The organism is Ruegeria sp. BB6 (assembly GCF_056539385.1).
The window spans coordinates 383,882-407,124 of record NZ_JBQFUW010000004.1; the positions used below are offsets into that span (position 1 = coordinate 383,882).

A 23,243-nucleotide genomic window follows, 5' to 3' on the forward strand; every position below is an offset into this window, starting at 1 on the left:
TTTTCTCAGAGGTCCGCGGTCAGTGTCAGGATTGCATCCGACCAGCCGCGGGGACCACTGTGTTCTGTTCTCAGTATGCGCGTTTCGATCTGTGGCGGGAAAGGTGGAATGCCCGGACCGTCCGGATTTGCCACCACAACACCTTGATCTGCCGCCTTCAGCATTTCTGTGTCATTTGGCGCGTCACCCAACGCGATAGAGCGCGCAGGTTTCAACTTGCGAACGACGTCGCGCAATGCGTCGGCTTTGGTCTTGCCGAATGACAGCGTCAGAAATCGCCCGCCCTGGCGGGCGTGGACACCCAACTTCAGAGCTTCTGCCTTGAAGTGGTCCAGTTCGGCACTGCTCGTTGCCCACAGCCCAGGTTCGCTGAATTTTCGCATGCGCGCACGGGCCGCCTGCGTGAGGTCAAGACCAGTTATGTCTGCCACGTCCTGGTCTGACATGTCACCAAACCCCACAAACCCCGCCGGCAATCGCTCAAGCGCAGTGCGAAGGTCACGATAACTCTCACTCTCGATATCGGGCGCATCAGGCCACAGGACACCCGCGCCGTTTTCGATGATTGCGGGCACATGGGCATAGCCGAGCTCGTCCTGCAGAGGAGTGATTTCAGCGGCTGTCTTGCTGCTGGCCAGAACAAGCCCTGCGCCGATCTCGGACAAGCGCATCAGCCCCGGTTTTGCCGCTGTCCAGCTATAGTCATGATGATCCAGCAAAGTGCCGTCCAAATCGGAGAATACGAGCAGTGGACAGGCAGTGGTCATGAGAGTGGGTAGTCAATTCGTTCGTTCATTGGTCCAAAGTAAAGGTCTGGGCGGGCCGGATGTAAATCCGCAGTGGTGAAACTCCGGTCAGATACTAAGCGTATGCCTAATTTTTAAGCGCAACTTTGTGCTAGCAAAGGTCGTTCAGTTTAGTTCGCACTAAAACGGGACGACGCAAAGACTCAGCGATGTCTGGCGCAGTTTCGAGATTTGCATTCTTGGTCTTACAACAAAATTTTTTGTGCGTAAGCCGCATCAAGGCGCGGTCCGTAGTCTCAACCTTCAACTAAGATCAGGAAAAGCCTGCCCTATTTCGACCGCCCTGTCTGAAAGCTGCCGCCGGTATTGAAGTCTTGATCTGAGTTGACAATGGATTTTGTATTTTGGATACATTGGGCGCAGATTTCGCAGCGATGAGAGTCGCCAAAGAATGTTCTGACCAAAGAGAGCAATGCGAAAATCCGACAAAAAATTTTTCTGGGAGGAACTCATGAAACTTAGATTATTGGCAGCGACCGCAGCGATTGCGTTGTCCAGTGCTGCGGCTCAGGCAAACACATTGGTGTATTGCTCGGAAGGGTCGCCCGAAGGTTTTGACCCCGCACTTTTTACGGCTGGCACCACTTTTGATGCCTCCTCGCATCCGATCTACAACAGACTGCTGGAATTTGAGACCGGCACAACCAATGTCATCCCCGGGTTGGCGGAAAGCGTTGAGGCCAGCGATGACGGTCTGGAATACACATTCAAACTGCGTGAGGGCGTAAAGTTCCACTCGAACGACGAATTCACCCCGACGCGCGATTTCAATGCCGATGACGTGATTTTCTCGTTCATGCGCCAAAAGGACGAGGGCCATCCCTACAATCAGGTTTCGGGCGGAACCTGGGAATATTTCCAAGGCATGGGTATGCCTGACCTCGTAGAGTCGATCGAAAAAATTGATGACTACACCGTGAAATTCACCCTTTCCAAGCCCGAAGCACCTTTCGTCGCAAACATGGCGATGGATTTCGCTTCGATCCTGTCTGCCGAATATGCGGATGCGATGATGGAGGCCGGGACACCGGAAAAGTTGAACACAGCACCGATTGGCACTGGTCCGTTCTCATTCGTGGCGTATCAAAAAGACGCTGTGATCCGCTATGCCCAGAACGCCGACTACTGGAAGGCACCGGCAGATGTGGAAAACCTGATTTTTGCGATCACACCGGATGCATCAGTTCGCTATCAAAAACTGAAGGCGGGCGAATGCCACGTGATGCCTTATCCAAACCCCGCCGACATTCAGGCGATGAAGGATGACGCCGACATCAACATGATGGAGCAAGAGGGTCTGAACGTCGGGTATCTGGCCTACAACACCACCGTCGCGCCGTTTGACAACCCAAAGGTGCGCAAGGCGCTGAACATGGCGATCGACAAGCAAGCGATCATCGACGTCGTGTTCCAAGGTTCGGGCCAGGCGGCCAAGAACCCGATCCCGCCGACCATGTGGGGGTACAACGACGCGATCACCGACGATCCATATGATCCCGAAGCGGCCAAGGCGATGCTGGAGGCCGAGGGTGTTTCGGGCCTGTCCATGAAGGTCTGGGCAATGCCTGTGCAGCGTCCGTATAACCCGAACGCCCGCCGTATGGCCGAATTGATCCAGGCGGATTTCGCCAAGATCGGCGTGGATGTCGAGATCGTGTCATATGAATGGGGCGAATACCTGTCGCGCTCGAAAGAGTTGAACCGCGACGGAGCCGTTCTGCTGGGCTGGACGGGTGACAATGGTGACCCGGACAACTTCCTCGCTGTTCTGCTGGGTTGCGACGGCCGCGAAGCCTCGAACCGCGCACAATGGTGCCACCAGCCGTTTGAAGACCTGATCCTGCAGGCCAAGCAAACCACCGATCAGGCCGAGCGCACAAAGCTGTACGAAGATGCGCAGGTCATCTTCAAGGATCAGGCACCCTGGGCCACCATCGCGCATTCGGTCGTTTACATGCCGATGCGGAATGAGGTGCAAGGCTACAAGGTGCATCCGCTGGGCGGTCACATCTTCTATGGCGTAAGCGTCGAATAAAACACCACTCACAGGCCGGAGCTGCCCGATGCGGTGGCTCTGGTCTACTATTTTGGGAGGTCGGCGCTCATGCCGGATTTGTCCGAATACCGTCAACTGGCAAAGGACATGTCAGTAGATGCCGTTGCACTCGTGCCGGGCCCGAATTTTACCCGCGCATTGGGAAAACCGTTCATGAGCCACGAACGGCCGTTCGTGGTCGTGATCCCGGCCAAAGGAACGCCGGCCGCGATTGTTCCCAATCTGGAACTTGGAACATGGGGCTTAGTTGGTTTTGACGGAGCTGTTTTCGACTGGATGGATCAAACGGGATATGACAATGCCTTTGCTGCATTGGCAGAGCATATGCCTTTGAGTTCGGTCGCCGTTGAAGGGCAAGTGATGCGGGTTTTTGTGTCCAAAGCCCTGACCAATGCGATGCCCAACTTGCAGATCGTGGACGCCGAACGCGAGATTTCAGGCTTGCGGGTCATCAAGACTGACGATGATATTGCCGCTTTGCAGGCCGCCATCAATATCTCGGAACGCGCCCTTGAACGGGTGATTTCCGAGGTCCGTATCGGTCAAACCGAAAAACAGATTGAACAGGCGCTAGTCCAGGCGCTGTTTGCCGAAGGCGCAGCTTCGCTGGCTTTTGCGCCGATAGTCGCCGCCGGGGATAACTCGGCGCAACCGCATGGCAAAGCACGCGCGGACTATCAAATCAAACCCGGCGACGCGTTGCTGTTTGATTTCGGAGCGCGCAAGCATGGCTTTGCCGCAGACATCACGCGCACTTTCTTCGTAGGTGAGGTCTCGGACGAGGGAAGGGAAGTCTATGATACCGTTCTGCGCGCCAATCTCGAAGGGTTCAAAGCCTGCCGTCCCGGCGTGACGGCCCATGACATCGACGACGCGGTGATCAGCGTGCTAGAGGCTTCGCCCTATGCCGATCGGATACGCACCAAGACCGGCCACGGTCTGGGCCGCGACGTGCACGAAGCGCCATATATCATGCGCGGCAACGACCAGAAAATCTTGCCGGGCATGGTCTGGACCAACGAGCCCGGCCTGTACGATCTGGGCAATTTTGGTGTTCGTATCGAAGATGATGTACTTGTTACCGAGGATGGCTGTCGGTCTTTGACCAGTTTTCCCAAAGATCTCACAATTATAGGTCGCTGATGTTTGGCTACGTACTTACACGCCTTGGCATGTTCGTTCCGACATTTCTGGGCGTGACACTGATTTCCTTCATGTTCATCCGGGTGCTGCCGGGCGACCCCATCATCGTCATGGCTGGTGAACGCGGCATGACCGAGGAACGCTATCAGGAGATGGTGGTCAAGTTGGGCTTCGATAAACCAGTTCTGCAGCAATACTGGGACTACCTTGTCGGCGTGATGCATGGTGATCTGGGCGAAAGCTTTGTCACCAAGAAACCGGTTTGGGATGAGTTCTTCGCCCTGTTCCCCGCCACGCTGGAACTGTCGATCTGCGCGATGATCTTTGCGGTGGCTTTGGGCCTGCCCGCAGGTGTGATCGCGGCGGTGAACCGAGGCAAGTTTTTCGATCGGGCACTGATGTCTTCGGCATTGGTTGGCTATTCGATGCCGATTTTCTGGTGGGCGCTGCTGCTGATCATCGTGTTTTCGGGCAATCTGGGCTGGACGCCGGTCTCGGGGCGGATTGACCTGCTGTATTACTTTCCAAGCGTGACCGGATTCATGCTGATCGACAGCCTGTTGTCCGGGCAGGAAGGCGCGTTTGGCTCTGCCGTCCGCCACCTGATCCTACCGACAATTGTTTTGGGCACTATCCCGCTTGCCGTCATCGCACGTCAGACTCGGTCAGCCATGCTAGAGGTGCTGGGCGAGGATTACATTCGTACCGCCCGCGCCAAGGGACTCTCGCCCACACGGATCAACGGGCTGCACGCGCTGCGCAACGCTCTGATCCCGGTGATCACGGTGATCGGGCTTTCTGTGGGCACTCTGTTGGCAGGCGCGATCCTGACCGAGACGATCTTTAGCTGGCCGGGCATTGGCAAATGGATGGTCGACAGCATCTTTCGCCGCGACTACCCCGTGGTGCAGGGCGGGCTGCTCATGATCGCCGTGATCGTCATGCTGGTAAACCTGCTGGTCGATGTTCTTTACGGCATCATCAACCCCAAAATCCGGAGGCGGTGATGACTGAAGTGTCTGCAAACGCACCCAGAACCGAGAACCGCCCCAGCGCCCTGCGCGAGTTCTGGTTCTATTTCAGCGAAAACCGGGGGGCTGTCATCGGTCTCTATGTGTTCGCGGCCTTCGTCCTCTGCGCGGCTTTTGCACCGTTGCTGGCGCCCTATGACCCGACCGAGCAGTTCCGCGACCACATTCTGCAACCTCCCTCTTGGCAGGAGGGCGGAAGCTGGGCCTTTCCGCTGGGTACCGACCCTCTGGGCCGGGATATGCTGTCGCGGCTGATCATGGGCTCTCGCTATTCCTTCTTTGTCGGCATCGTCGTGGTCTGTGTGGCCGTGACGGGTGGCGTGATCATCGGGCTGTTGTCTGGTTTTGCGCCGAAATGGGTGGATACGCTGATCATGCGGGTGATGGATATCATCCTGTCCTTTCCGTCTCTGCTGCTGGCGCTGGTTCTGGTGGCGATACTTGGGCCGTCACTGACCAACGCGATGATCGCCATCGCCATTGTGTTCCAGCCGCATTACGTGCGCCTGACCCGCGCCTCGGTTCTGGCCGAACGGCAAAAGGACTATGTCACATCGGCCCGTGTGGCGGGCGCAGGCAAGGCGCGGCTGATGTTCAAAACCGTGCTGCCCAACTGTCTGGCTCCGATCATCGTGCAGGCGGCGCTGTCGTTTTCAACCGCTATTCTGGACGCCGCTGCGCTTGGCTTTCTGGGCATGGGCGCGCAGCCGCCCACTCCGGAATGGGGCACCATGCTGGCCGAAGCGCGCGAGTTCATTCTGCGCGCCTGGTGGGTGGTCACCTTCCCCGGTCTTGCCATTCTTGTCACGGTGCTTGCCATTAACCTGATGGGCGACGGTCTGCGCGACGCGCTGGACCCGAAACTGAAGCGGAGTTGACGACATGAGCCTGTTGGATATCCGAAACCTCACCGTCGAATTCGCCACCGCCTCGGGCAAGTTCCGCGCCGTGGACGGGGTGGACCTATCCGTCGACAAGGGCGAGCTGATGGCGATCGTCGGCGAAAGCGGCTCGGGCAAGTCGGTGTCGATGCTGGCTTTGATGGGACTGCTGCCTTGGACAGCGACGATCACAGCCGATCAGTTAAGTTTTGAGGGCATCGACCTGACAACAATTTCGGCCCGTGACCGCCGCAAGATCATCGGCAAGGACATCGCCATGATCTTTCAGGAGCCGATGTCCTCGCTGAACCCCTGTTTCACCGTTGGGTTCCAGATCAAGGAAGCGTTGCGTATCCATCTGGGACTAAACCGCAAGGATCGCCATCAGCGTGCGATTGAGTTGTTCGATCTGGTTGGCATCCCAGCACCCGAAAGCCGCCTGAACACTTTCCCGCACCAGATGTCGGGCGGGATGAACCAGCGTGTGATGATAGCGATGGCTATTGCCTGCAACCCAAAGCTGTTGATCGCGGATGAACCGACAACAGCGCTGGACGTAACCATTCAGGCGCAGATTCTGGACTTGCTGGTGCGGCTGCGGGACGAACAGGGGATGGGTCTGGTCCTGATCACCCATGATATGGGCGTTGTTGCCGAAACCGCTGAAAGTGTTCAGGTGCAATATGCGGGCCAAAAGGTCGAGGAACAGCCTGTGCGTGATCTGTTCCGCACTCCGCGTCATCCCTACACCTCGGCGCTGCTGAGTGCGTTGCCCGAACGGGCGACATCAAAAATGCTGCCGACTATTCCCGGTGTGGTGCCGGGGCAGTTCGACCGGCCCAAGGGATGCCTGTTCAGCCCGCGCTGTCAATTTGCGGATGATGTCTGCCGCAACTCGCCACCTTTGCCGCATAGCGCAGAGTTTGGCAAAGCGCGCTGTCACCATGTAGAAAAGATCGCCGCCGGAGAGCTGGTATGACTTCACCCATCGTAGAGGCGCGCGCGCTGGCTCGGCATTATGAAGTAAAGGGCGGGCTGTTTTCAAAGCCCGTCACGGTCAAGGCTCTGTCCGGTGTGGATTTTGAACTTGAACCAGGCAAGACCCTTGCCATTGTTGGCGAGTCCGGTTGCGGCAAGTCCACGCTGGCGCGGGTGGTCACGATGATCGAGGAACCCACTGCAGGCGTCCTGTCCATCGAAGGTGTCGAAATCACTCCGTCTCAATGGGCGCAAATGCGCGAGACTGTGCAGATCGTGTTTCAGGATCCGTACGGCTCGCTCAATCCGCGCCAGCGCATCGGGCAGATCCTGCAAGAGCCGCTGATTATCAACCGCCCAGATATGTCCGCCGCCGACCGTGAGGCGCGCGCACGCGAGATGATTGAGCTTGTCGGCCTGCGCCCTGAGCATTACGACCGCTATCCGCATATGTTCTCGGGTGGGCAACGGCAGCGGATCGCTATCGCGCGGGCGCTGATGCTGAACCCTAAGGTGTTGGTGCTGGACGAACCTGTCTCGGCCTTGGACGTCTCAATACAGTCACAAATCCTGAACCTTCTGGTTGAACTGCAAGAACGCCTGAACCTCGCCTATCTGTTCATTTCGCATGATCTGTCCGTGGTGAAGCATTTTGCCGACGATGTGATCGTCATGTATTTGGGTCGAGCGGTTGAGAAAGCTCCGAAAGAGCAACTTTTTGCAGCACCCCGGCATCCGTATTCAAAAGCACTGTTGTCGACAACGCCGCGCGCGGACCCAGAGGCCCGCAAAGAGCGTATCAAGCTGGAAGGCGAGTTGCCTTCACCGATGAATATCCCGCAAGGATGTGCTTTTGCACAAAGATGTTGGCTGGCGACGGACGCGTGCCGAGCGACTCCGCCGGAACTGAGCGGACAAGAGCATCAGGTGGCCTGTCTGCATCCACTGGATTGATGGTACTGGCTAGTCCTCGGTTTGGCGGGTTGCGACAACCATTGCCAGCAACTGCTCCTTCGTTCGCTGAATGTGATTGGTCAGCAATTCGCAAGCGGCATCGACTTGGCCTTTCTGCGCCAACGAGAGCAGTAGGCGATGGTCTTTCTTCGCAGGCTCACGTTGCTCCATCACGCTGAGATGCATCCGAACGTAACGGTCAGACTGTAGGTTGACGCGTTGAAGGATCTCGTTGGTGATCCCGCGATCCGCCGCCGCATACAGGGCTTTGTGATACTCGTAATTCAAACTACCCCACCGGCCGACGTCATAGGCTTCGTATGATTTCTCCATATCGTCCAACAACTGTTCACAAGTGGCGAAATCAGAATCTGTCATTTGCGGAATGGATCGTCTGAACAGGTCCACCTCTAGCAGGATGCGCAGATCAAATATCTCTCCGATTTCTGACAGGGAATGAGTCGTCACGGACGCACCGCGATTGTTGGTCAACTGGACAAGTCCTTCGGCATCAAGCCGTTTCAACGCTTCGCGGATCGGCATGCGCGATACATCATAATCTTCGGCCAATGCCTCTTGGCGGATGGTTTCCCCTTCGATCATCTCACCGCTCAGTATTCGCTCTCGCAGATCGTTTGTTATGACTTCGGGCAGGCTTTGACGTGGGATCGCGCGCGTTCTGGGCATTTGACAGTCTCAGGAATTACAGATTTGTATCCAAAATACAAAATGAAGTGACTATTTCCAAGGGTCTTGAATATGCTGTCTAGAATAGTCTGTATTCAAGACGCAGCGTTGGCGATTGAACCGCTTTTTGACCCGACGAACGGAGGAGGCAATGGACAGTCAGCGTTTCTTACCCAGAGGAGCGATTTCTGTAGACGTGCCCTATGACGGGCCGCCAAAAAGGTTCTACTTTTTACTGCTACCCAATACCACAATGCTGGCTTTCAGCGCAGCAATCGAACCGCTGCGTATTTCAAACCAATTGGCAAGAAAGCAGTTGTTTGAATGGTATGTTCTGACACCCACCGGGGCACCAGTAACCTGTTCAAACGGGATACGTATTCAAGCGGATCAGCCGATGCGCGATCTGGAACAAGGCGCCTATACATTCGTATGTTCCGGAACTGAGCCGATGTCATCGTTTGAAACCTCGGTCCTGAACTGGATACGCAAGCAAAAGGCGCATGGCTGTGATTTCGGCGGCATCTGCACTGGCGCTTTTGCATTGGCCAAGGCTGGCTTGATCGGAGACAAACGGTTTACCGTCCATTGGGAAAATCGACCCGGGTTCTGCGAGAACTTTGCGTCAATGGAACCAACGCAAAACCTGTACGAGATTGATGGCAAATTACGCACCTGCGGCGGAGGACATGCCAGTACGGACATGATGTTGGAAGTCATCGAGGAACTGTTCGGAAACGCTCTGGCGGTAAGTGTGTCCGAGATGTGTCTGCACCGTCGTGTAGGTGAAAGCGGCAGCAAGCAGGTTTCGCCTGTCTCGCCATTGCTTGGCACCCGGAACGCGAAACTGATCGAAGCCGTTCAGATCATGCGCGACAACATTGAAACTCCGCTCAGCCTTGAGGCGGTTGCCGACCAAGCATCACTGTCGCGCCGACATATGGAACGCCTTTTCAGGCAGCATGCCAATATGTCGCCGGGTCGGTTTTACAACGATTTAAGACTGGATCGCGCTTTCGCGCTTTTGAATGAAACCGATCTCAGCGTCGCGGAAATAGCCTTTGCGTCCGGGTTCACCAGCGCTGACAGGCTTTCGGTCCATTTCCGAGCGCGCTACAAAATTTCTCCGCATAATTTTCGGCGGTCGTGGTCTCACTAGCTCTCAAAGACGGCGACCTCTGTGCGAGCGATCAAGGCCGCGGTAGGTGAAAAACATGGTCCCGGAGCGCCTTTTGAACCGGGACCATGCAACGGCTATAGGGCAGGGGCGGGCCTATCCTTGAATGACAGCCTGTCGCTGTACGCCCAATCCTTCGATCCCAAGTTCCATCGTATCACCGGGTTTAAGATAGGTTTGCGGTGTTTGCCCCATACCAACACCCGGAGGTGTCCCTGTCGAGATAACATCCCCCGGCTGCAACGACATGAACTGCGACAGGTGTGACACGACTGTAGCGACGCCGAAATGCATCGTTTCGGTCGAGCCGTCCTGATACCGGTGGCCGTTAACCTCAAGATACATTGGCAGTTTTTGCGGATCACTCACTTCGTCCCGCGTCACCAGCCAGGGACCGATCGGCCCAAACGTGTCTGCCGACTTGCCTTTGACCCATTGCCCCGAGCGATGGAGCTGAAAGTCCCTCTCGGACAGGTCGTTGACCACACAATAGCCCGCCACGTGGTTCATTGCTTCGGCCTCGGACACGTATTTCGCCTCTGTCCCGATGACGACACCCAGCTCAACTTCCCAATCGGTCTTGCGCGAACCTCGCGGAATTTCCACGGTGTCATTCGGGCCGATGATCGCTGAGGTTGCCTTGAAAAAGATCACCGGTTCGGCCGGCAATTCCATTCCACTTTCAGCAGCGTGGTCAGCGTAGTTCAGACCGATGCAAATGAACTTGCCGACCTGACCCACACAGGCGCCGATACGGGTATCCGCACCAACGGCCGGTAACGTCGCCAAGTCCAATGCGCGCAGTGAGGAAAGACCCTCGTCGCTCAGGACCGCGCCCGAGATATCATCAACAACGCCCGACAGATCACGGATCGTTCCATCATCGTCGAGAATTCCGGGTTTCTCCGCGCCTGCGGGACCATGCCTTAGCAGCTTCATTTCTAGTTCCTTTTCGGTTCAGATGGTCCAACCGCCATCAATGGAAAACGGTTGTCCCGAGGTGTATTTGCTGGCGTCACTGGCCAAATACAGCGCAAGTTCCGCAATTTCGTCCGCCGTTCCAATGCGCCCCATGGGTTGACGCGCGATGAAGTCGGTCATTGCCTTTTCATAGTCGCCGGTCGCCCTCAGGCGGTCATGCAGGCTGGGGCTGTCGACCGTTCCCGGGCAGATAGCGTTGCAGCGAATTCCTTGTGTCACAAAATCGGCGGCAACAGATTTTGTCAGGCCGATCACGGCAGCCTTGGACGCGCAATAGGCGAACCGGTTCGGAACACCCTTTATGGACGACGCGACCGAAGACATGTTGATGATCGATCCGCCACCGTTTTGCAGCATACCCGGCAGGACCAGACGGATCAGCCGGTACATGGCTTTGACGTTCAGATCAAAGCTGAAATCCCAGTCCTTTTCTTCACATTCAAGGATCGAACCGCTGGCCACAAATCCGGCACAGTTAAACAGAATATCCAGAGACGGCAGGCCCGCCGCTACTGATTGAACGGCGTTTGCATCCGTTACGTCCAGCTTCAACGCAGTCACACCTTTCAGATCATTCAGTTCGGCCAGAGCGGTGTCATTGATGTCACTGGCGATAACGTTGGCGCCTTCTGCCGCAAACAGCTCGGCCGTGGCACGACCTATACCCTGACCCGCAGCGGTAATAAGAGCCGTTTTTCCGGCAAGGCGACCGTTGGAATGTGAATCTGTCATGACGTACCTCACGCTTGCTCGGTCAGAAGTTCTGCCGGGATGTCCTGATAGCAAACCGGACGCAGGAAGCGCCGGATCGACAATGTGCCGACCGAGGTTGCGCCGAAATTGGTTGATGCAGGGTAGGGGCCGCCATGCACCATACTGTCACAGACTTCGACGCCGGTCGGGAAGCCGTTGGCAAGCAGCCGCCCTGCCTTTCGCTCGAGCACTGCAACAAGTTTACGGGCCAGAGTTTTATCGCCATCGTCCATATGCAGGGTGCAGGTCAACTGCCCTTCGACCGCGTTGGCGATCTGAAGCATTTGATCATCGTCACGGACTCGCAGGACAATCCCCATTGGCCCAAAAACCTCTTGGTGAAGGACCGGGTTGTCCATCCAGTCGTCACCCGAAACCACAAAAAGGTTTGGCGCGGCACTGCGTGGTTCGCTGTCGTTGGTCACGACCTGCGTAACACCCGCCTGATCCGCAATTTGCGAGACACCGGCGCGATACGCCTGCGAGATGCCCTCTGTCAGCATCACCTGCCCGGAGATTTGGTTCAGCGCGTCCTGCGCTGCCGTCTGAAACGCATCCGCATCTGGTCCGTCGATGACAACGGCAATACCGGGATTGGTGCAGAATTGCCCCGCGCCCATTGTCAACGAGCCAGCCCACCCTGTACCAACGTCCGCACCCCTTGCCGCCATTGCTTGCGGAAGCAGGAACATCGGATTGACAGATCCAAGCTCTCCGAAAAAGGGAATGGGCTCGGGGCGCGCGGCGCAAAGGTCAAACAAGGCGCGGCCTGCTTGCAGCGACCCGGTGAAGCCGACCGCTCGGATCAAGGGGTGTTGAGCAAGTGCAGAACCGACTTCGATACCGTCGCTTTGAATCAACGAGAATGTGCCCGCCGGAACCCCCGTTGCGCGGATCGCGGCATCAATGGCTTGCGCAACGATTTCCCCGGTGCCGGGATGCGCCGGATGGCCCTTAACGACCACAGGGCAGCCTGCGGCCAAAGCCGAAGCCGTATCACCACCGGCCACCGAAAAGGCGAGCGGGAAGTTGGACGCACCGAACACGGCAACCGGGCCGAGCGGTCGTTGGATCATGCGGAGGTCCGGCCGAGGTAAGGGCGCGCGATCCGGCAAAGCGGGATCATGGCGCTGGTCGAGATATTCGCCCTGCTCAATGTGGTCGGCAAACAGCCTTAGCTGGCCGACAGTTCGACCGCGCTCGCCCTGCAAACGCGCCTCGGGCAGGCCGGTTTCCCGGCAGCCGATCGCGGTTATGGCATCACCGCGCAGATCGATCTCATCGGCAATTTGGCGCAAAAACGCCGCGCGTTCAGTCCGTGTGGACCATCCGTAAGTCACAAAGGCATCTTCGGCGGCCTTCACTGCGGCATCCACATCCGCGGGGGTTCCGCTGGCAAAACTGTGACCCGGTCCGTGCGCCGGGGTTGATTGAAACGTCTTGCCCCCGCCGGTCCATTCCCCGGCAATCAAGTGTTTTCCACTCAGCATTTATCGGTCTTTCCTACAGCAGGCCACGTTCGGCCAGATTTCGCATCAGATGAGATGCCCCGAAACGCCATTCAGGACATTCTGTCGACAGGCGAACCGTGTTGGTCAACGCGCCGAGTTTGTCGTTTGAAATTGTGACGATATCGCCCAGCTTGTGAGTAAAGCCTCCGCCGGGTGTATCGCGATCCTGTGTGGGGGCAAAAAGCGTTCCGAGAAACAGCATAAGCCCGTCAGGATACTGGTGATGACGCCCAATAGTCTGGCGAACCAGATCAGCAGGGTCACGGCTGATCTGCGACATCGAAGATTGGCCGTTCAGCACAAACCCGTCCTCGCCGGTCACGGTCAGGGTCAAATCTGTGTCCCGGACATCGTCCAGCGAGAACCGGTCGTCGAACAGCCGGATCATCGGGCCGATCGCGCATGACGCATTGTTGTCCTTGGCCTTGCTGAGAAGGAGCGCCGACCGTCCCTCGACATCGCGCAAATTGACGTCGTTGCCTAGCGTCGCACCCTTGATCTCGCCCTGCGAAGTCACGGCCAGAACGACCTCGGGTTCGGGGTTGTTCCACGTCGAAATCGGATGCAGGCCGACATCCGCACCATGGCCCACGGACGACAACACCTGTGCTTTTGAAAACACCTCGGCGTCGGGGCCGATGCCGACTTCAAGGTACTGACTCCACAGCCCTTCCGCGATCAGCGCCTCTTTGACCTTCGCGGCATCTTCGGAACCCGGCACGATACAGGACAGGCTTTCTCCGATGCGAGTGCCTATGCGATCACGAATGGCATCGGCCTTGGCGGGGTCACCTGCGGCTTGCTCTTCGATTACACGCTCGACCATGGAACCTGCGAACGTGACTCCGCAGGCTTTGACCGCTTGCAAATCGCAAGGCGCCAACCATTGATGCCCTGAGTCCAAAGTTCCGATTGCAACGCCGGGCACCGAGCGGACATAGTTCGCCGCATCGCCCCGCTCCAGAACGTCCCTTACGGTCGGCGCGGTTTTCGACGTAATGTCAAATACTTGACCGTCTCGAATTGTCACCACAGCCGGACCAATCCCCGGGCGTTCCACACGCCCCAGCCATAGACCTTCACTGTCCAAATTAGGAAAAATCATTTCAGTCCCTGAGTTTATAGGCTCGGGCGGCGTTGTCCCCCAGAACCGCATTGCGTTCGGTTTCACTCAATGCGCCTAGCAGAGCATCCGTTGTTTCCAGCCAGCGCTCATAACTGCTGGCCAACGTGCAGACCGGCCAATCGCTGCCCCAAATCAGCCGCGATGGACCGAACGTGTCCAGCAAAAGCTGCACATAGGGGCGCAGGTCTTCGATGCTCCAGCTCTCAGCCGCTTCGGTGACCAGGCCGGACAGTTTGCAATAGGCCTTGGTGTTTCTGGCGAGCGCGCTCATATCTTGAGCCCATCCGTCGATAACGCCGTCCCGTATCAAGGGTTTAGAGCCGTGGTCGATGACCGTGCGCAAATCTGGGTGGCGATCCAATAGCTGGCTCAGGGGTGCAAGATGCTGGGGCAGGGTCAGCGCATCGAAAGTCAGATCATTCTGTTGCAGCGCTTCAAACGCCGGTGTCAGGCTGTCTTTGATCATCCACTCGGGGTCGGCAATATCCTGAATCATCGGCCGTAGCCCAACCAGAACAGGGTTTGCGGCCAGTGCCCCCATTCGCCAAGGCGCATCGTCGGCCTCAAAGTCGACCCACCCGACGACGCCCTTGATAAACGGCGTCCGATCAGCAAGTGACAGCATGTATTCGGTTTCCGCCAGTGTCGGAGCGGCCTGGACCAAAACCGTGCCCTCGATCCCGGCCGCATCCAGCAGCGGGGCCAGATCGGTTGGCCCGAAATCCCTGTAAATCGTCGCCAGATCAGGTGTGAGCCAGCCATAATCCCCCCGGCTCAACGCCCAGAAGTGCTGGTGCGCGTCGATCCTCATCCAATCACACCTTTCTTGAGGATGATGTTGCCATAAAGCCGACGCTCGCCGGTCTGGACCATCGCGAAGGCTGTCGAGGCGCGGTCGTAGAACGCAAACCTTTCCAGCCCTTGAACCTGAACCGGATGGTCTGCGGTATCCAAGATAATCTGCTGAAAGTCTGCAACGGCCTCGGGGATGGCATCTGGGTCGCCTACAACCTGCATGATCAGTGCGGGGTCGGGGACGAAGCTGTCCAAGGGCATTACGGACAAAACAGCCCGCAGGATTTCGCTCGCACTGGAACCGTCAGCCCGAATGCACTGTGGCCCAGAACTGGAACCCGGAAAATTGGCGTCTGCGATCACGATCTCATCTCCGTGACCCATCGCACGCAGGGCATACAGCAATTCGGGTGACAAAACCGGGTCGATGTTACGCAGCATCGGCGGCCTCCACGGGCAGTGGGGCATCAGGCCGGATCAGACCTTCGCTGCGCAGGTCCGACCATAGACCCGCAGGAATTTCCCGGTCGAGCAATGCGACATTTGCTTGAACCTCCGCCGCGTTGACGGCACCGGGAACAACCGTTTTGACACATGGATGCCCAAGGACAAATTGCAAGGCGGCTGCTATCAGCGGAGTGTCATGCGCCGCACAAACCGCTTCTATCTTGCGCACATGATCCAGAATTTCGTCAGGGGCATCAGCATAGTTATACTTGGCGCCAGGCACGGACCCGGTCGCGAGAATCCCCGAGTTATACGGTCCGCCCAGTATGATCCCGACATCGCGCTTTTCGCACAATGGCAGAAAACTGTCCAAAGCCTCTTGTTCAAGAAGCGTGTAGCGACCCGCAAGAAGGAAACCGTCAAAATCGCCGAGCCCGAGAAGTCTTTCGCAAACCTGCCATTCATTCACCCCAGCCCCAATCGCCGCTATTTCACCGGCGTCGCGCAATTCGACCAACGCCTTGTAGCCTCCGCCATCGAACAATTCACGGACCTTCGCGTCCGACATTTCCTGGCTTCCCTGGCTAAAGACACACACGTCATGAACCAGTAGAATGTCGGCGTTGGCTACACCAAGGCGTTCTTGGCTGGCCTCGTAGGACCGCATCACGCCGTCATAGGTGTAATCAAACACAATGCGCTTTTGCGGAACGTCTACAAAGGCTTCGGGCGTGACTTCGTGCGGCTCACAGTCCAGCAAAAGTCGTCCGATCTTGGTCGACAACTGAATGTTCTCACGCCCGAACCGAGCGATAGCCTCGCCAAAACGAAGCTCGGACCGGCCCAGACCGTATTGCGGCGCGGTATCAAAGAACCGTATGCCCGCGTCATACGCTGCCTGCAGAGCGGCTTGCGCATCTTCGTCCGACACCTTGCGGTATAGGTTGCCCAATGGCGCACCGCCGAAACCCATGCGGGTCAAGGGTACGGGCCGCGCCGTGCGGCTGTTTAGAAGTTCAGTGCCTGAAGCTGTCATCCTGCCTCTCGTGCGGGTTGGGGAGTGAGGTTGAAAAGACCGGGCTGTTCCTGCAGCAATACTTCGATCCGAGGCATAAGCTGCCCAAGATGGCCACGCATTGCGTTCTGTGCAGCGGCTTCATCCCGATTTTTAATAGCGGTATAGATCGCGCGATGTTCTTCCAGCGTCTCTGCGATCCGCCCCGGCGTCGGCAATAGCAGCATCCGCGCACGGCTGACCTGCAGCGACACGGTCTGAGCAACATCGGCCAGCCGGTTGAAGCCCGTAAATTCCATTAGCAAAGCGTGGAACTCTTCATCCGCCTGATAGAAACCGGGGATGTCCTCGTCTTCGATCAACAGCTCTTGTAGGCGCATGTTGCGGCTCAGCTTCTTGCGCTGTTCTTCCGTCAGATCGCGCGCGACCTTGGCGACCGTTGCCAATTCAAGCGCCTCGCGGAGGAACATTCCCTCGCGGATTTCAGACATCGAAAAATACGACACGCGCGTGCCGGATTGCGGAACCACGTCGACCAGACCCTCTGAAGCGAGCCGGGCGATTGCCTCGGTAACGGGGGCGCGCGAAACCCCAAGACGCTCGCATATGGGTGCCTTTCGCAAGTTGGCCCCGGGCGGAAAATCCAGAGACAGAATTGCCTGCTTGATGGCCGCATAGACCCGCTGCGCAAGCGAGCCTTCGGCCGAAGAAATCTCGCGCAGAAGCTGCGCGTCTATGTCTTGCGGTCTACTCATATTCAATCATCTAGCATACTAACATGTTAGTTGACAAGTACTGGATTCACGTTTAGCACTCGATTCAGGCAAACGGGAAAACGATGCAAATAGACCATGAAATAAAGGCTCCTCAGGCCACGACTCGCGACACGGTGAGGTTAAATCCCGATGATAATGTCGTCATTGCGTTGCGGAAATTGCAGGCCGGCGAGCACCCATCCGGCCTGTCAGCGCCGTTGGCGAACCAGGTTCAGCGCGGACACAAAATCGCGGTTGAGCCGATAAAGGTGGGCGACAATGTTATTCGCTATGGGCAGATCATTGGTCAGGCCAAGTCGAACATATCTCCGGGCGAGCATGTGCACGTTCACAATCTGGGCATGGGGGCACATCAACAGGACTATGCTTACGCAAGCGCAAATGCCCCATTGCCAGCAATCGCCGAAAGCCGAACCTTTCAGGGATTTCACCGAGCCGACGGCAAAGTTGGGACACGGAACTATATCGGCATCCTGACAACGGTAAACTGCTCGGGATCCGTGGCGCGGTTTATTGCAGAGGCCGCCGCCCAGTCAGAATTGCTCAGGGATTATCCGAATGTGGACGGAATCGTGCCGATCGTGCACGGAACAGGATGCGGCATGTCCGGCAAGGATGACGGTTACGCAACCTTGTTCCGCACATTGGCCGGATACGCGCAGCATCCTAATTTTGCGGGCATCCTGCTGATCGGGCTTGGCTGCGAGGTCATGCAGGTTGCCGATTTGGTCGGCGGACGCCCGATCCGCAAGGATGGTGCGCTGCGATATATGACGATCCAGAATGAAGGCGGCACGCGTCGCACGATCGAACGCGGACTTGAAGAGTTGCGGGGCATCGCGGCCTTGGCCAATCAGGTGACGCGCAAGCCTGCTCCGATCAGTGAAATCACCGTCGGGATGCAGTGCGGCGGGTCCGATGGGTATTCCGGAATTACCGCGAATCCTGCGCTTGGGTATGCTTCGGACCTTTTGGTTCGGCACGGCGGCACGACAATTCTGTCCGAAACATCTGAGGTCTATGGCGCCGAACACCTGCTGACCAGACGGGCCGAGAGCCCCGAGGTAGGAGAAAAGCTGATCGACCGCATTCGCTGGTGGGAAGCATACACCGAGCGGAATGGCGGTGAGATGGACAACAATCCCAGCCCCGGCAACAAACGCGGCGGGTTGACCACGATCCTGGAAAAGTCGTTGGGAGCAGTCGCCAAGGGCGGCACCGCGCCAATGCGAGACGTCTACAAGTTCGGTGAGATCGTCGACAAAAAAGGCTTTGTCTTCATGGACAGCCCCGGTTTCGACCCGTGTTCTGTCACGGGGCAGGTGGCATCTGGGGCGAACCTGATCGTGTTCACGACCGGGCGCGGTTCGGTTTCGGGCTACCAGCCAACGCCATGCATCAAACTGGCAACCAATTCCGAGATGTATGCGCGCATGGCCGACGACATGGACCTGAATTGCGGGGACATCGTCACGGACGGTGTCAGCATCGAGGCCAAGGGTGAGGAATTGTTTGAAATCCTGATCCGTGTTGCCTCGGGTGAGAAAACAAAAAGTGAGGAACTTGGATTTGGAGGGGTCGAATTCGTTCCCTGGCAAATCGGCGCGGTGATGTAGCCCGCGCTTTGCCCAAGAGGAGACGGGCATATAGGAGGAGAAATGAAAAAACTGGTCCACATGACAGGGATCGACAAGCACTTTCCCGGAGTGCACGCGCTCAAGTCCGTGCAGTTCGATTTGAACAGTGGCGAAGTTCACGCACTGATGGGCGAGAACGGGGCCGGGAAAAGCACGCTGATGAAAATCCTGTCAGGGATTTACCAGCGTGATGGCGGTGATCTGACGATCGAGGGCAAATCGGTCAGCCCAACCACACCCCGCGAAGCGCAGGATCTGGGCATAGGCATCATTCATCAGGAACTGAGCCTCATGAACGATCTGACCGTCGCGCAGAACATCTTTATCGGCCGCGAGCCACGCAAAAGCTTTGGCCGACTGGACGAAGCCGCGCTGAACGAGAAGACGGCCGAAATATTCGCCTCAATGAACTTGAACCTCGACCCCAAGGCCTTGGTTGGCAGCTTGACCATTGCAAAGCAACAAATGGTCGAGATCGCAAAAGCTCTGTCTTTTCGCTCCAAGGTGCTGATCATGGACGAACCCACGGCCGCCCTGAATGACGCCGAGATTGCCGAGCTGTTCGTGATCATTCGCAGACTGAAGGACGAGGGTGTGGGCATCGTCTACATCAGCCACAAGATGGATGAATTAAAGCAGATCGCCGACCGCGTGACCGTGATGCGCGATGGTGAATATGTCGGCACCGTGGGTGCCTCAGAAACACCTATCAGTCAGATTATCGCGATGATGGTTGGACGGGAGGTAAACGAAAAGCCCCTGGACGTACCCGATCTGGGTGACGCCGAGGTTTCGTTGCAAATCAGGGGCTTGAACCGAGGCAAAGACATCCGGGATGTCAGTTTTTCGGTTCAAAAGGGCGAGATACTAGGCTTTGCCGGATTGATGGGGGCAGGGCGGACCGAAGTCGCAAGGGCCATCTTCGGCGCGGACCCGAAAGACAGCGGCGAAATTCGCGTACACGGCAAAGAGGTTTTCATCAGATCGCCCAAAGATGCTGTGCGCGCAGGCATCGGATATCTGTCCGAAGACCGAAAACACTTTGGCCTCGCCACCGGCATGAACGTCCGAGACAATATCGCGCTGGCCTCGATGGACCTGTTCACAGGCACCGGAGGCGTGCTGAACGACAGTGAAATTAGCACAACGGCCAAGGGCTACATAGCCCAGTTGGGCATTCGCACTCCGTCTGACGTGCAAGAGGTGCGGCTGTTGTCAGGTGGCAATCAGCAAAAGGTCGTCATCGCCAAATGGCTACTGCGCGATTGCGACATCCTGATCTTTGACGAGCCGACCCGCGGCATCGACGTGGGCGCGAAATCCGAGATTTACAAACTGCTCGAAGACCTGGCGGAACAAGGCAAGACGATCATCGTGATCTCGTCAGAACTGCCCGAGATCATGCGCCTCAGCCACCGGATCGCGGTCATGTGTGAAGGCCGCCTGACCGGGATACTGCCCGGCGGAAAAGACACCACTCAGGAAGACATCATGCATCTGGCCACCCAACGAGAAGCGGCCATGCAGGTTACAGGGACAATACAATGACCACAGCAACCGATATCGACAAGAAAAAGCCCTTGGCGGGTTTGTCCGAAAGCGGCGCGTACCAAAAGATGCTAGCGTTTGCCAGCCTGATCGCCCTGCTGATCGGGTTCTCGATAGCCTCACCGAACTTCATGCAAACGTCGAACATGATCGCCATTCTGCAAGCGACTTCGGTCAACGGCGTACTGGCCGTTGCAGCAACTCTGGTCATCATCACCGGTGGGATCGACCTGTCTGTTGGCACGCTCATGACGTTCTGCGCCGTGATCGCGGGCGTGGTTCTTACCTATCTTGGCATGCCATTGCTGATTGGCGTCGCAGCCGCAATTGCAGCAGGTGCATTTTGCGGTCTGTGTTCCGGCACTTTCGTCGCCAAGATGAAGATCCCACCCTTTATCGCGACGCTGGGCATGATGTTGATTTTGAAGGGCTTGTCGCTAGTCATTTCGGGCACGAGACCGATCTATTTCAACGACACGCCCGGATTCGACCAAATCTCGCGCGGGTCTCTGATAGGAGAGGTCATTCCCGCGCTGCCCATCCCGAACGGTGTTCTGATCCTGTTTCTGGTAGCCCTTGCAGCATCTTACATCCTGAGCCGCACGGTTTTAGGACGATATACGTTCGCGCTGGGATCAAACGAAGAAGCGGTACGTCTGTCAGGCGTGAACACTGACGCTTGGAAAATGCGCATCTATGCGCTGGCCGGAGGCATCTGCGGGATTGGCGGCATCCTGATTGCCTCGCGCCTGAACTCGGCTCAGCCCGCCTTGGGTCTCGGGTACGAGTTGGAAGCTATCGCGGCGGTGGTCATCGGTGGCACGTCCTTGTCCGGTGGACGCGGTACGATTCTGGGCACCCTGATCGGCGCACTGATCATGGCAGTTCTGACCAACGGGTTGCGCGTACTTTCCGTTGCGCAGGAATGGCAGACTGTCGTGACCGGCGCAATCATCATTCTGGCTGTCTACGCTGACATGGCTCGGCGCAAGAACAGCGGCTGAATTACCGAACCAAACCAACGACAAAAACACCAACTGGAGGAGAAAACATGTTTTCACGTCGTTTCATTCTGGGTGCGCTGAGCGCAGCCACCTTTGCAGCCCCGGCCTCAATGGTCTCGGCTGAAGATATCTACATCCCGCTGGTATCCAAAGGGTTCCAGCACCAGTTCTGGCAGGCCGTGAAGTCCGGGGCCGAGCAAGCGGCAGAGGAATTCAACGTCACAATTACCTTTGAGGGTCCTGACAACGAAACCATGGTCGACCGTCAGATCGACATGCTGGCAGCAGCATTGGCCAATAATCCCAAGGCGATCGGTTTCGCTGCACTGGACAGTCAGGCCGCCATTCCGTTGCTCAAGCAGGCTGACGAAAAGGGCATCCCAATCATCGCCTTCGACAGTGGTGTCGATAGTGACATTCCCGTGTCGACTGCGACCACGGACAATTTGGCGGCCGCAGGTCTGGCCGCGGACAAGATGGCCGAGATACTTGGTGGCAAAGGCAAGGTTGCCGTGGTCGCGCATGACCAAACCAGCCGTACTGGTATTGATCGCCGCGACGGATTCGTGAATCGCATCGCCGAGAAATACCCTGATATCGAGGTTGTAACAGTCCAGTACGGGCAGGGCGATCATCTGAAGTCGACCGAAGTCACCAAGGCAATCCTGACAGCCAACCCGGACCTGAATGGTATTTTCGGAACCAATGAAGGGTCGGCCATCGGTGTGGTGAACGGTGTGCAGGAACTGGGAACCGAAGGTCTGGTCATCATCGGCTATGACAGCGGCAAGGCGCAGAAAGACGCCGTCAAAAGCGGCCTGATGGCCGGCGCCATCACGCAGAACCCGGTCGGCATTGGGTATGAGACGGTCAAAGCCGCAGTCGCCGCCATGAACGGCGAGGAAGTTCCAGCACTGATTGACACTGGGTTCTACTACTACGATGCGTCCAACATGGATGATCCAAAAATTTCAGCCGTCTTGTACGACTGATAATTCTACCGCTTACGTCTTTCCGGCTCACCAGATTGGTGGGCCGGTTTGCTTTCACGCTGATGAAATTTTAAGTTTCACTGTGAGATATCGACCTCTTGCGTGAATTTGGCGGTCATTTTGTTTCTAACTTCATAATTTTGGAACTTTTATGCTAATGTCAGCACAAGGTTTTTAAGAATTTGTTCAAAGGTAATTTTACTGGTGCCCGAAAAAACGCATAACTCATTCAGATTGCGCCCGATGGAAAAAGCGGATTTGGCTACTATAGCACCGTGGTTTCAGGACGTTGAAGATCTTGCCCTTTTTGACCGAACCTCACGCATCCCGCTGAGTCAATTTCAGACAGAAGAAAGCTGGAAAGACGCCTTTGCCCCGAATGGTGTTGGATGCAAGTGCTGGTTTGTCGTTGAATCCAGCGCCGGAAAAGCGCTGGGGATGACAGGGCTCGAAGCGATTTCAACGATTAATCGCGATGCGATTGTCGCGATGTTCATGCACAAGGAAGCCCGCCGCCTTGGCGTCGGAATCCGGGCGACCGCACTCGTGGTGGATTTCGCGTTTCGGCAGTTGGGTTTGAACCGCCTCACCTCGTATTACCGCGCGGACAACCAGAGCAGTAAGGATCTGGTGGCCAAGATCGGTTGCCAGGTCGAAGGTTCCATGCGGCAGGCGTGGTTCGCGGATGGGCAATTCCACGACATGGTTGTTGTGGGCATTCTAAAGCAGGATTGGATGTCACATCGCGAAGGATTGGCGCGAGAATTGAGCGACGATACGATCGTCACGTTTGGATCAAATTCACCCGGGGCTTGGTCATGGCCACCGCAGGATACGAACATGTAACCCTCATCCAAGATCCAGGGCAGTCGAAATAGTAATAATTTAGTATATGTTGAACACCGTGCGTGATCAGAGGTCTCGAAAAGAGAAATTCCAGTGAAC

22 protein-coding genes are annotated in these 23,243 nt (G+C 56.8%); 12 read left to right on the top strand and 10 right to left on the bottom strand.

The genetic code is table 11. From position 1 onward, the window contains the following. Positions 1-5 precede the first annotated feature (5 nt). Entirely contained in the window at positions 6-767 is a 762-nt protein-coding gene (locus ACR0B7_RS12485) for an HAD-IIB family hydrolase (protein ID WP_170417087.1), read from the bottom strand. Positions 768-1,257: 490 nt separating this feature from the next. Between ACR0B7_RS12485 and ACR0B7_RS12490 the strand changes: the two genes are divergently transcribed. From ACR0B7_RS12490 to ACR0B7_RS12515, 6 genes are all read left to right on the top strand, one after another. Next, positions 1,258-2,841, top strand: coding sequence for an ABC transporter substrate-binding protein (locus ACR0B7_RS12490; RefSeq protein WP_170417085.1), 1,584 nt, complete (start codon positions 1,258-1,260; stop codon positions 2,839-2,841). 69 nt (positions 2,842-2,910) lie between these two features. Next, a complete protein-coding gene (locus ACR0B7_RS12495) occupies positions 2,911-4,005 on the top strand; it encodes a M24 family metallopeptidase (RefSeq protein WP_170417083.1) in 1,095 nt (364 codons plus the stop codon). Next, on the top strand, positions 4,005-5,012 hold the full coding sequence (locus ACR0B7_RS12500; protein WP_170389381.1) for an ABC transporter permease subunit: 1,008 nt from the start codon (positions 4,005-4,007) through the stop codon (positions 5,010-5,012). The genes ACR0B7_RS12495 and ACR0B7_RS12500 overlap by 1 nt, the downstream gene beginning before the upstream one ends. Further along, positions 5,012-5,914 (top strand): ABC transporter permease subunit, encoded by a 903-nt coding sequence (locus ACR0B7_RS12505; RefSeq protein WP_170417081.1) that lies wholly within the window; start codon positions 5,012-5,014, stop codon positions 5,912-5,914. Before ACR0B7_RS12500 ends, ACR0B7_RS12505 begins: the two co-directional genes overlap by 1 nt. 4 nt (positions 5,915-5,918) lie before the next feature. Next, positions 5,919-6,896, top strand: a complete 978-nt coding sequence (locus ACR0B7_RS12510; RefSeq protein ID WP_170417079.1) for an ABC transporter ATP-binding protein — start codon at positions 5,919-5,921, stop codon at positions 6,894-6,896. After that, the gene (locus ACR0B7_RS12515; RefSeq protein ID WP_170486196.1) at positions 6,893-7,849 is read left to right on the top strand and encodes a dipeptide ABC transporter ATP-binding protein; all 957 of its coding nucleotides are present in this window, start codon (positions 6,893-6,895) and stop codon (positions 7,847-7,849) included. Before ACR0B7_RS12510 ends, ACR0B7_RS12515 begins: the two co-directional genes overlap by 4 nt. A gap of 9 nt (positions 7,850-7,858) precedes the next feature. Here the strand turns inward: ACR0B7_RS12515 and ACR0B7_RS12520 are convergent, their stop codons facing one another. Beyond that, a complete protein-coding gene (locus tag ACR0B7_RS12520; protein WP_170417075.1) occupies positions 7,859-8,536 on the bottom strand; it encodes a GntR family transcriptional regulator in 678 nt (225 codons plus the stop codon). 151 nt (positions 8,537-8,687) lie between these two features. Between ACR0B7_RS12520 and ACR0B7_RS12525 the strand changes: the two genes are divergently transcribed. Continuing rightward, entirely contained in the window at positions 8,688-9,695 is a 1,008-nt protein-coding gene (locus ACR0B7_RS12525; protein WP_170486195.1) for a GlxA family transcriptional regulator, read from the top strand. 114 nt (positions 9,696-9,809) lie between these two features. Here ACR0B7_RS12525 and ACR0B7_RS12530 read toward each other — a convergent pair whose 3' ends face one another. Genes ACR0B7_RS12530 through ACR0B7_RS12565 form a run of 8 tightly spaced genes read right to left on the bottom strand, consistent with a single transcriptional unit; the run spans position 9,810 to position 17,096 of the window. After that, positions 9,810-10,652 carry a fumarylacetoacetate hydrolase family protein gene (locus tag ACR0B7_RS12530; RefSeq protein ID WP_170417071.1) on the bottom strand — a complete coding sequence of 281 codons (843 nt, stop codon included), beginning with the start codon at positions 10,650-10,652 and terminating at the stop codon, positions 9,810-9,812. Positions 10,653-10,670: 18 nt separating this feature from the next. Beyond that, positions 10,671-11,426 carry an SDR family oxidoreductase gene (locus ACR0B7_RS12535; protein WP_170417069.1) on the bottom strand — a complete coding sequence of 252 codons (756 nt, stop codon included), beginning with the start codon at positions 11,424-11,426 and terminating at the stop codon, positions 10,671-10,673. 8 nt (positions 11,427-11,434) lie between these two features. Next, positions 11,435-12,937 (bottom strand): aldehyde dehydrogenase (NADP(+)), encoded by a 1,503-nt coding sequence (locus tag ACR0B7_RS12540; RefSeq protein WP_170417068.1) that lies wholly within the window; start codon positions 12,935-12,937, stop codon positions 11,435-11,437. Positions 12,938-12,950: 13 nt separating this feature from the next. Beyond that, on the bottom strand, positions 12,951-14,063 hold the full coding sequence (locus ACR0B7_RS12545) for a fumarylacetoacetate hydrolase family protein (RefSeq protein ID WP_170417066.1): 1,113 nt from the start codon (positions 14,061-14,063) through the stop codon (positions 12,951-12,953). A gap of 1 nt (position 14,064) precedes the next feature. Then, complete coding sequence (locus ACR0B7_RS12550; protein ID WP_480681593.1) at positions 14,065-14,895, bottom strand: amidohydrolase family protein; 831 nt, start codon at positions 14,893-14,895, stop codon at positions 14,065-14,067. Further along, positions 14,892-15,320: an RbsD/FucU domain-containing protein gene (locus ACR0B7_RS12555; protein WP_170486192.1), complete on the bottom strand. Its 429-nt coding sequence runs from the start codon at positions 15,318-15,320 to the stop codon at positions 14,892-14,894. Before ACR0B7_RS12555 ends, ACR0B7_RS12550 begins: the two co-directional genes overlap by 4 nt. After that, positions 15,310-16,362, bottom strand: a complete 1,053-nt coding sequence (locus ACR0B7_RS12560) for an aldo/keto reductase (protein ID WP_170576999.1) — start codon at positions 16,360-16,362, stop codon at positions 15,310-15,312. Before ACR0B7_RS12560 ends, ACR0B7_RS12555 begins: the two co-directional genes overlap by 11 nt. After that, complete coding sequence (locus ACR0B7_RS12565) at positions 16,359-17,096, bottom strand: GntR family transcriptional regulator (RefSeq protein ID WP_480681596.1); 738 nt, start codon at positions 17,094-17,096, stop codon at positions 16,359-16,361. Before ACR0B7_RS12565 ends, ACR0B7_RS12560 begins: the two co-directional genes overlap by 4 nt. An 83-nt stretch (positions 17,097-17,179) precedes the next feature. Between ACR0B7_RS12565 and ACR0B7_RS12570 the strand changes: the two genes are divergently transcribed. The 5 genes from ACR0B7_RS12570 (at position 17,180) to ACR0B7_RS12590 (ending at position 23,144) form a co-directional block, all read left to right on the top strand. Further along, positions 17,180-18,733: an altronate dehydratase family protein gene (locus ACR0B7_RS12570; protein WP_170576998.1), complete on the top strand. Its 1,554-nt coding sequence runs from the start codon at positions 17,180-17,182 to the stop codon at positions 18,731-18,733. A 42-nt stretch (positions 18,734-18,775) separates the two neighbouring features. After that, positions 18,776-20,302, top strand: a complete 1,527-nt coding sequence (locus ACR0B7_RS12575) for a sugar ABC transporter ATP-binding protein (protein WP_170417057.1) — start codon at positions 18,776-18,778, stop codon at positions 20,300-20,302. Next, positions 20,299-21,306 (top strand): ABC transporter permease, encoded by a 1,008-nt coding sequence (locus ACR0B7_RS12580; protein WP_170389408.1) that lies wholly within the window; start codon positions 20,299-20,301, stop codon positions 21,304-21,306. Before ACR0B7_RS12575 ends, ACR0B7_RS12580 begins: the two co-directional genes overlap by 4 nt. A gap of 47 nt (positions 21,307-21,353) precedes the next feature. Next, on the top strand, positions 21,354-22,298 hold the full coding sequence (locus ACR0B7_RS12585; protein ID WP_170389410.1) for an ABC transporter substrate-binding protein: 945 nt from the start codon (positions 21,354-21,356) through the stop codon (positions 22,296-22,298). 243 nt (positions 22,299-22,541) lie between these two features. Further along, positions 22,542-23,144, top strand: a complete 603-nt coding sequence (locus ACR0B7_RS12590; RefSeq protein ID WP_170417055.1) for a GNAT family N-acetyltransferase — start codon at positions 22,542-22,544, stop codon at positions 23,142-23,144. Positions 23,145-23,243 lie beyond the last annotated feature (99 nt).

What these genes read in the sequence shown, in the direction of transcription:
- ACR0B7_RS12485 (WP_170417087.1), bottom strand. Translation starts at nt 767, where the DNA reads ATGACCACTGCCTGTCCACTGCTCGTATTCTCCGATTTGGACGGCACT.
- ACR0B7_RS12490 (WP_170417085.1), top strand. Translation starts at nt 1,258, where the DNA reads ATGAAACTTAGATTATTGGCAGCGACCGCAGCGATTGCGTTGTCCAGT.
- ACR0B7_RS12495 (WP_170417083.1), top strand. Translation starts at nt 2,911, where the DNA reads ATGCCGGATTTGTCCGAATACCGTCAACTGGCAAAGGACATGTCAGTA.
- ACR0B7_RS12500 (WP_170389381.1), top strand. Translation starts at nt 4,005, where the DNA reads ATGTTTGGCTACGTACTTACACGCCTTGGCATGTTCGTTCCGACATTT.
- ACR0B7_RS12505 (WP_170417081.1), top strand. Translation starts at nt 5,012, where the DNA reads ATGACTGAAGTGTCTGCAAACGCACCCAGAACCGAGAACCGCCCCAGC.
- ACR0B7_RS12510 (WP_170417079.1), top strand. Translation starts at nt 5,919, where the DNA reads ATGAGCCTGTTGGATATCCGAAACCTCACCGTCGAATTCGCCACCGCC.
- ACR0B7_RS12515 (WP_170486196.1), top strand. Translation starts at nt 6,893, where the DNA reads ATGACTTCACCCATCGTAGAGGCGCGCGCGCTGGCTCGGCATTATGAA.
- ACR0B7_RS12520 (WP_170417075.1), bottom strand. Translation starts at nt 8,536, where the DNA reads ATGCCCAGAACGCGCGCGATCCCACGTCAAAGCCTGCCCGAAGTCATA.
- ACR0B7_RS12525 (WP_170486195.1), top strand. Translation starts at nt 8,688, where the DNA reads ATGGACAGTCAGCGTTTCTTACCCAGAGGAGCGATTTCTGTAGACGTG.
- ACR0B7_RS12530 (WP_170417071.1), bottom strand. Translation starts at nt 10,652, where the DNA reads ATGAAGCTGCTAAGGCATGGTCCCGCAGGCGCGGAGAAACCCGGAATT.
- ACR0B7_RS12535 (WP_170417069.1), bottom strand. Translation starts at nt 11,426, where the DNA reads ATGACAGATTCACATTCCAACGGTCGCCTTGCCGGAAAAACGGCTCTT.
- ACR0B7_RS12540 (WP_170417068.1), bottom strand. Translation starts at nt 12,937, where the DNA reads ATGCTGAGTGGAAAACACTTGATTGCCGGGGAATGGACCGGCGGGGGC.
- ACR0B7_RS12545 (WP_170417066.1), bottom strand. Translation starts at nt 14,063, where the DNA reads ATGATTTTTCCTAATTTGGACAGTGAAGGTCTATGGCTGGGGCGTGTG.
- ACR0B7_RS12550 (WP_480681593.1), bottom strand. Translation starts at nt 14,895, where the DNA reads ATGAGGATCGACGCGCACCAGCACTTCTGGGCGTTGAGCCGGGGGGAT.
- ACR0B7_RS12555 (WP_170486192.1), bottom strand. Translation starts at nt 15,320, where the DNA reads ATGCTGCGTAACATCGACCCGGTTTTGTCACCCGAATTGCTGTATGCC.
- ACR0B7_RS12560 (WP_170576999.1), bottom strand. Translation starts at nt 16,362, where the DNA reads ATGACAGCTTCAGGCACTGAACTTCTAAACAGCCGCACGGCGCGGCCC.
- ACR0B7_RS12565 (WP_480681596.1), bottom strand. Translation starts at nt 17,096, where the DNA reads ATGAGTAGACCGCAAGACATAGACGCGCAGCTTCTGCGCGAGATTTCT.
- ACR0B7_RS12570 (WP_170576998.1), top strand. Translation starts at nt 17,180, where the DNA reads ATGCAAATAGACCATGAAATAAAGGCTCCTCAGGCCACGACTCGCGAC.
- ACR0B7_RS12575 (WP_170417057.1), top strand. Translation starts at nt 18,776, where the DNA reads ATGAAAAAACTGGTCCACATGACAGGGATCGACAAGCACTTTCCCGGA.
- ACR0B7_RS12580 (WP_170389408.1), top strand. Translation starts at nt 20,299, where the DNA reads ATGACCACAGCAACCGATATCGACAAGAAAAAGCCCTTGGCGGGTTTG.
- ACR0B7_RS12585 (WP_170389410.1), top strand. Translation starts at nt 21,354, where the DNA reads ATGTTTTCACGTCGTTTCATTCTGGGTGCGCTGAGCGCAGCCACCTTT.
- ACR0B7_RS12590 (WP_170417055.1), top strand. Translation starts at nt 22,542, where the DNA reads ATGGAAAAAGCGGATTTGGCTACTATAGCACCGTGGTTTCAGGACGTT.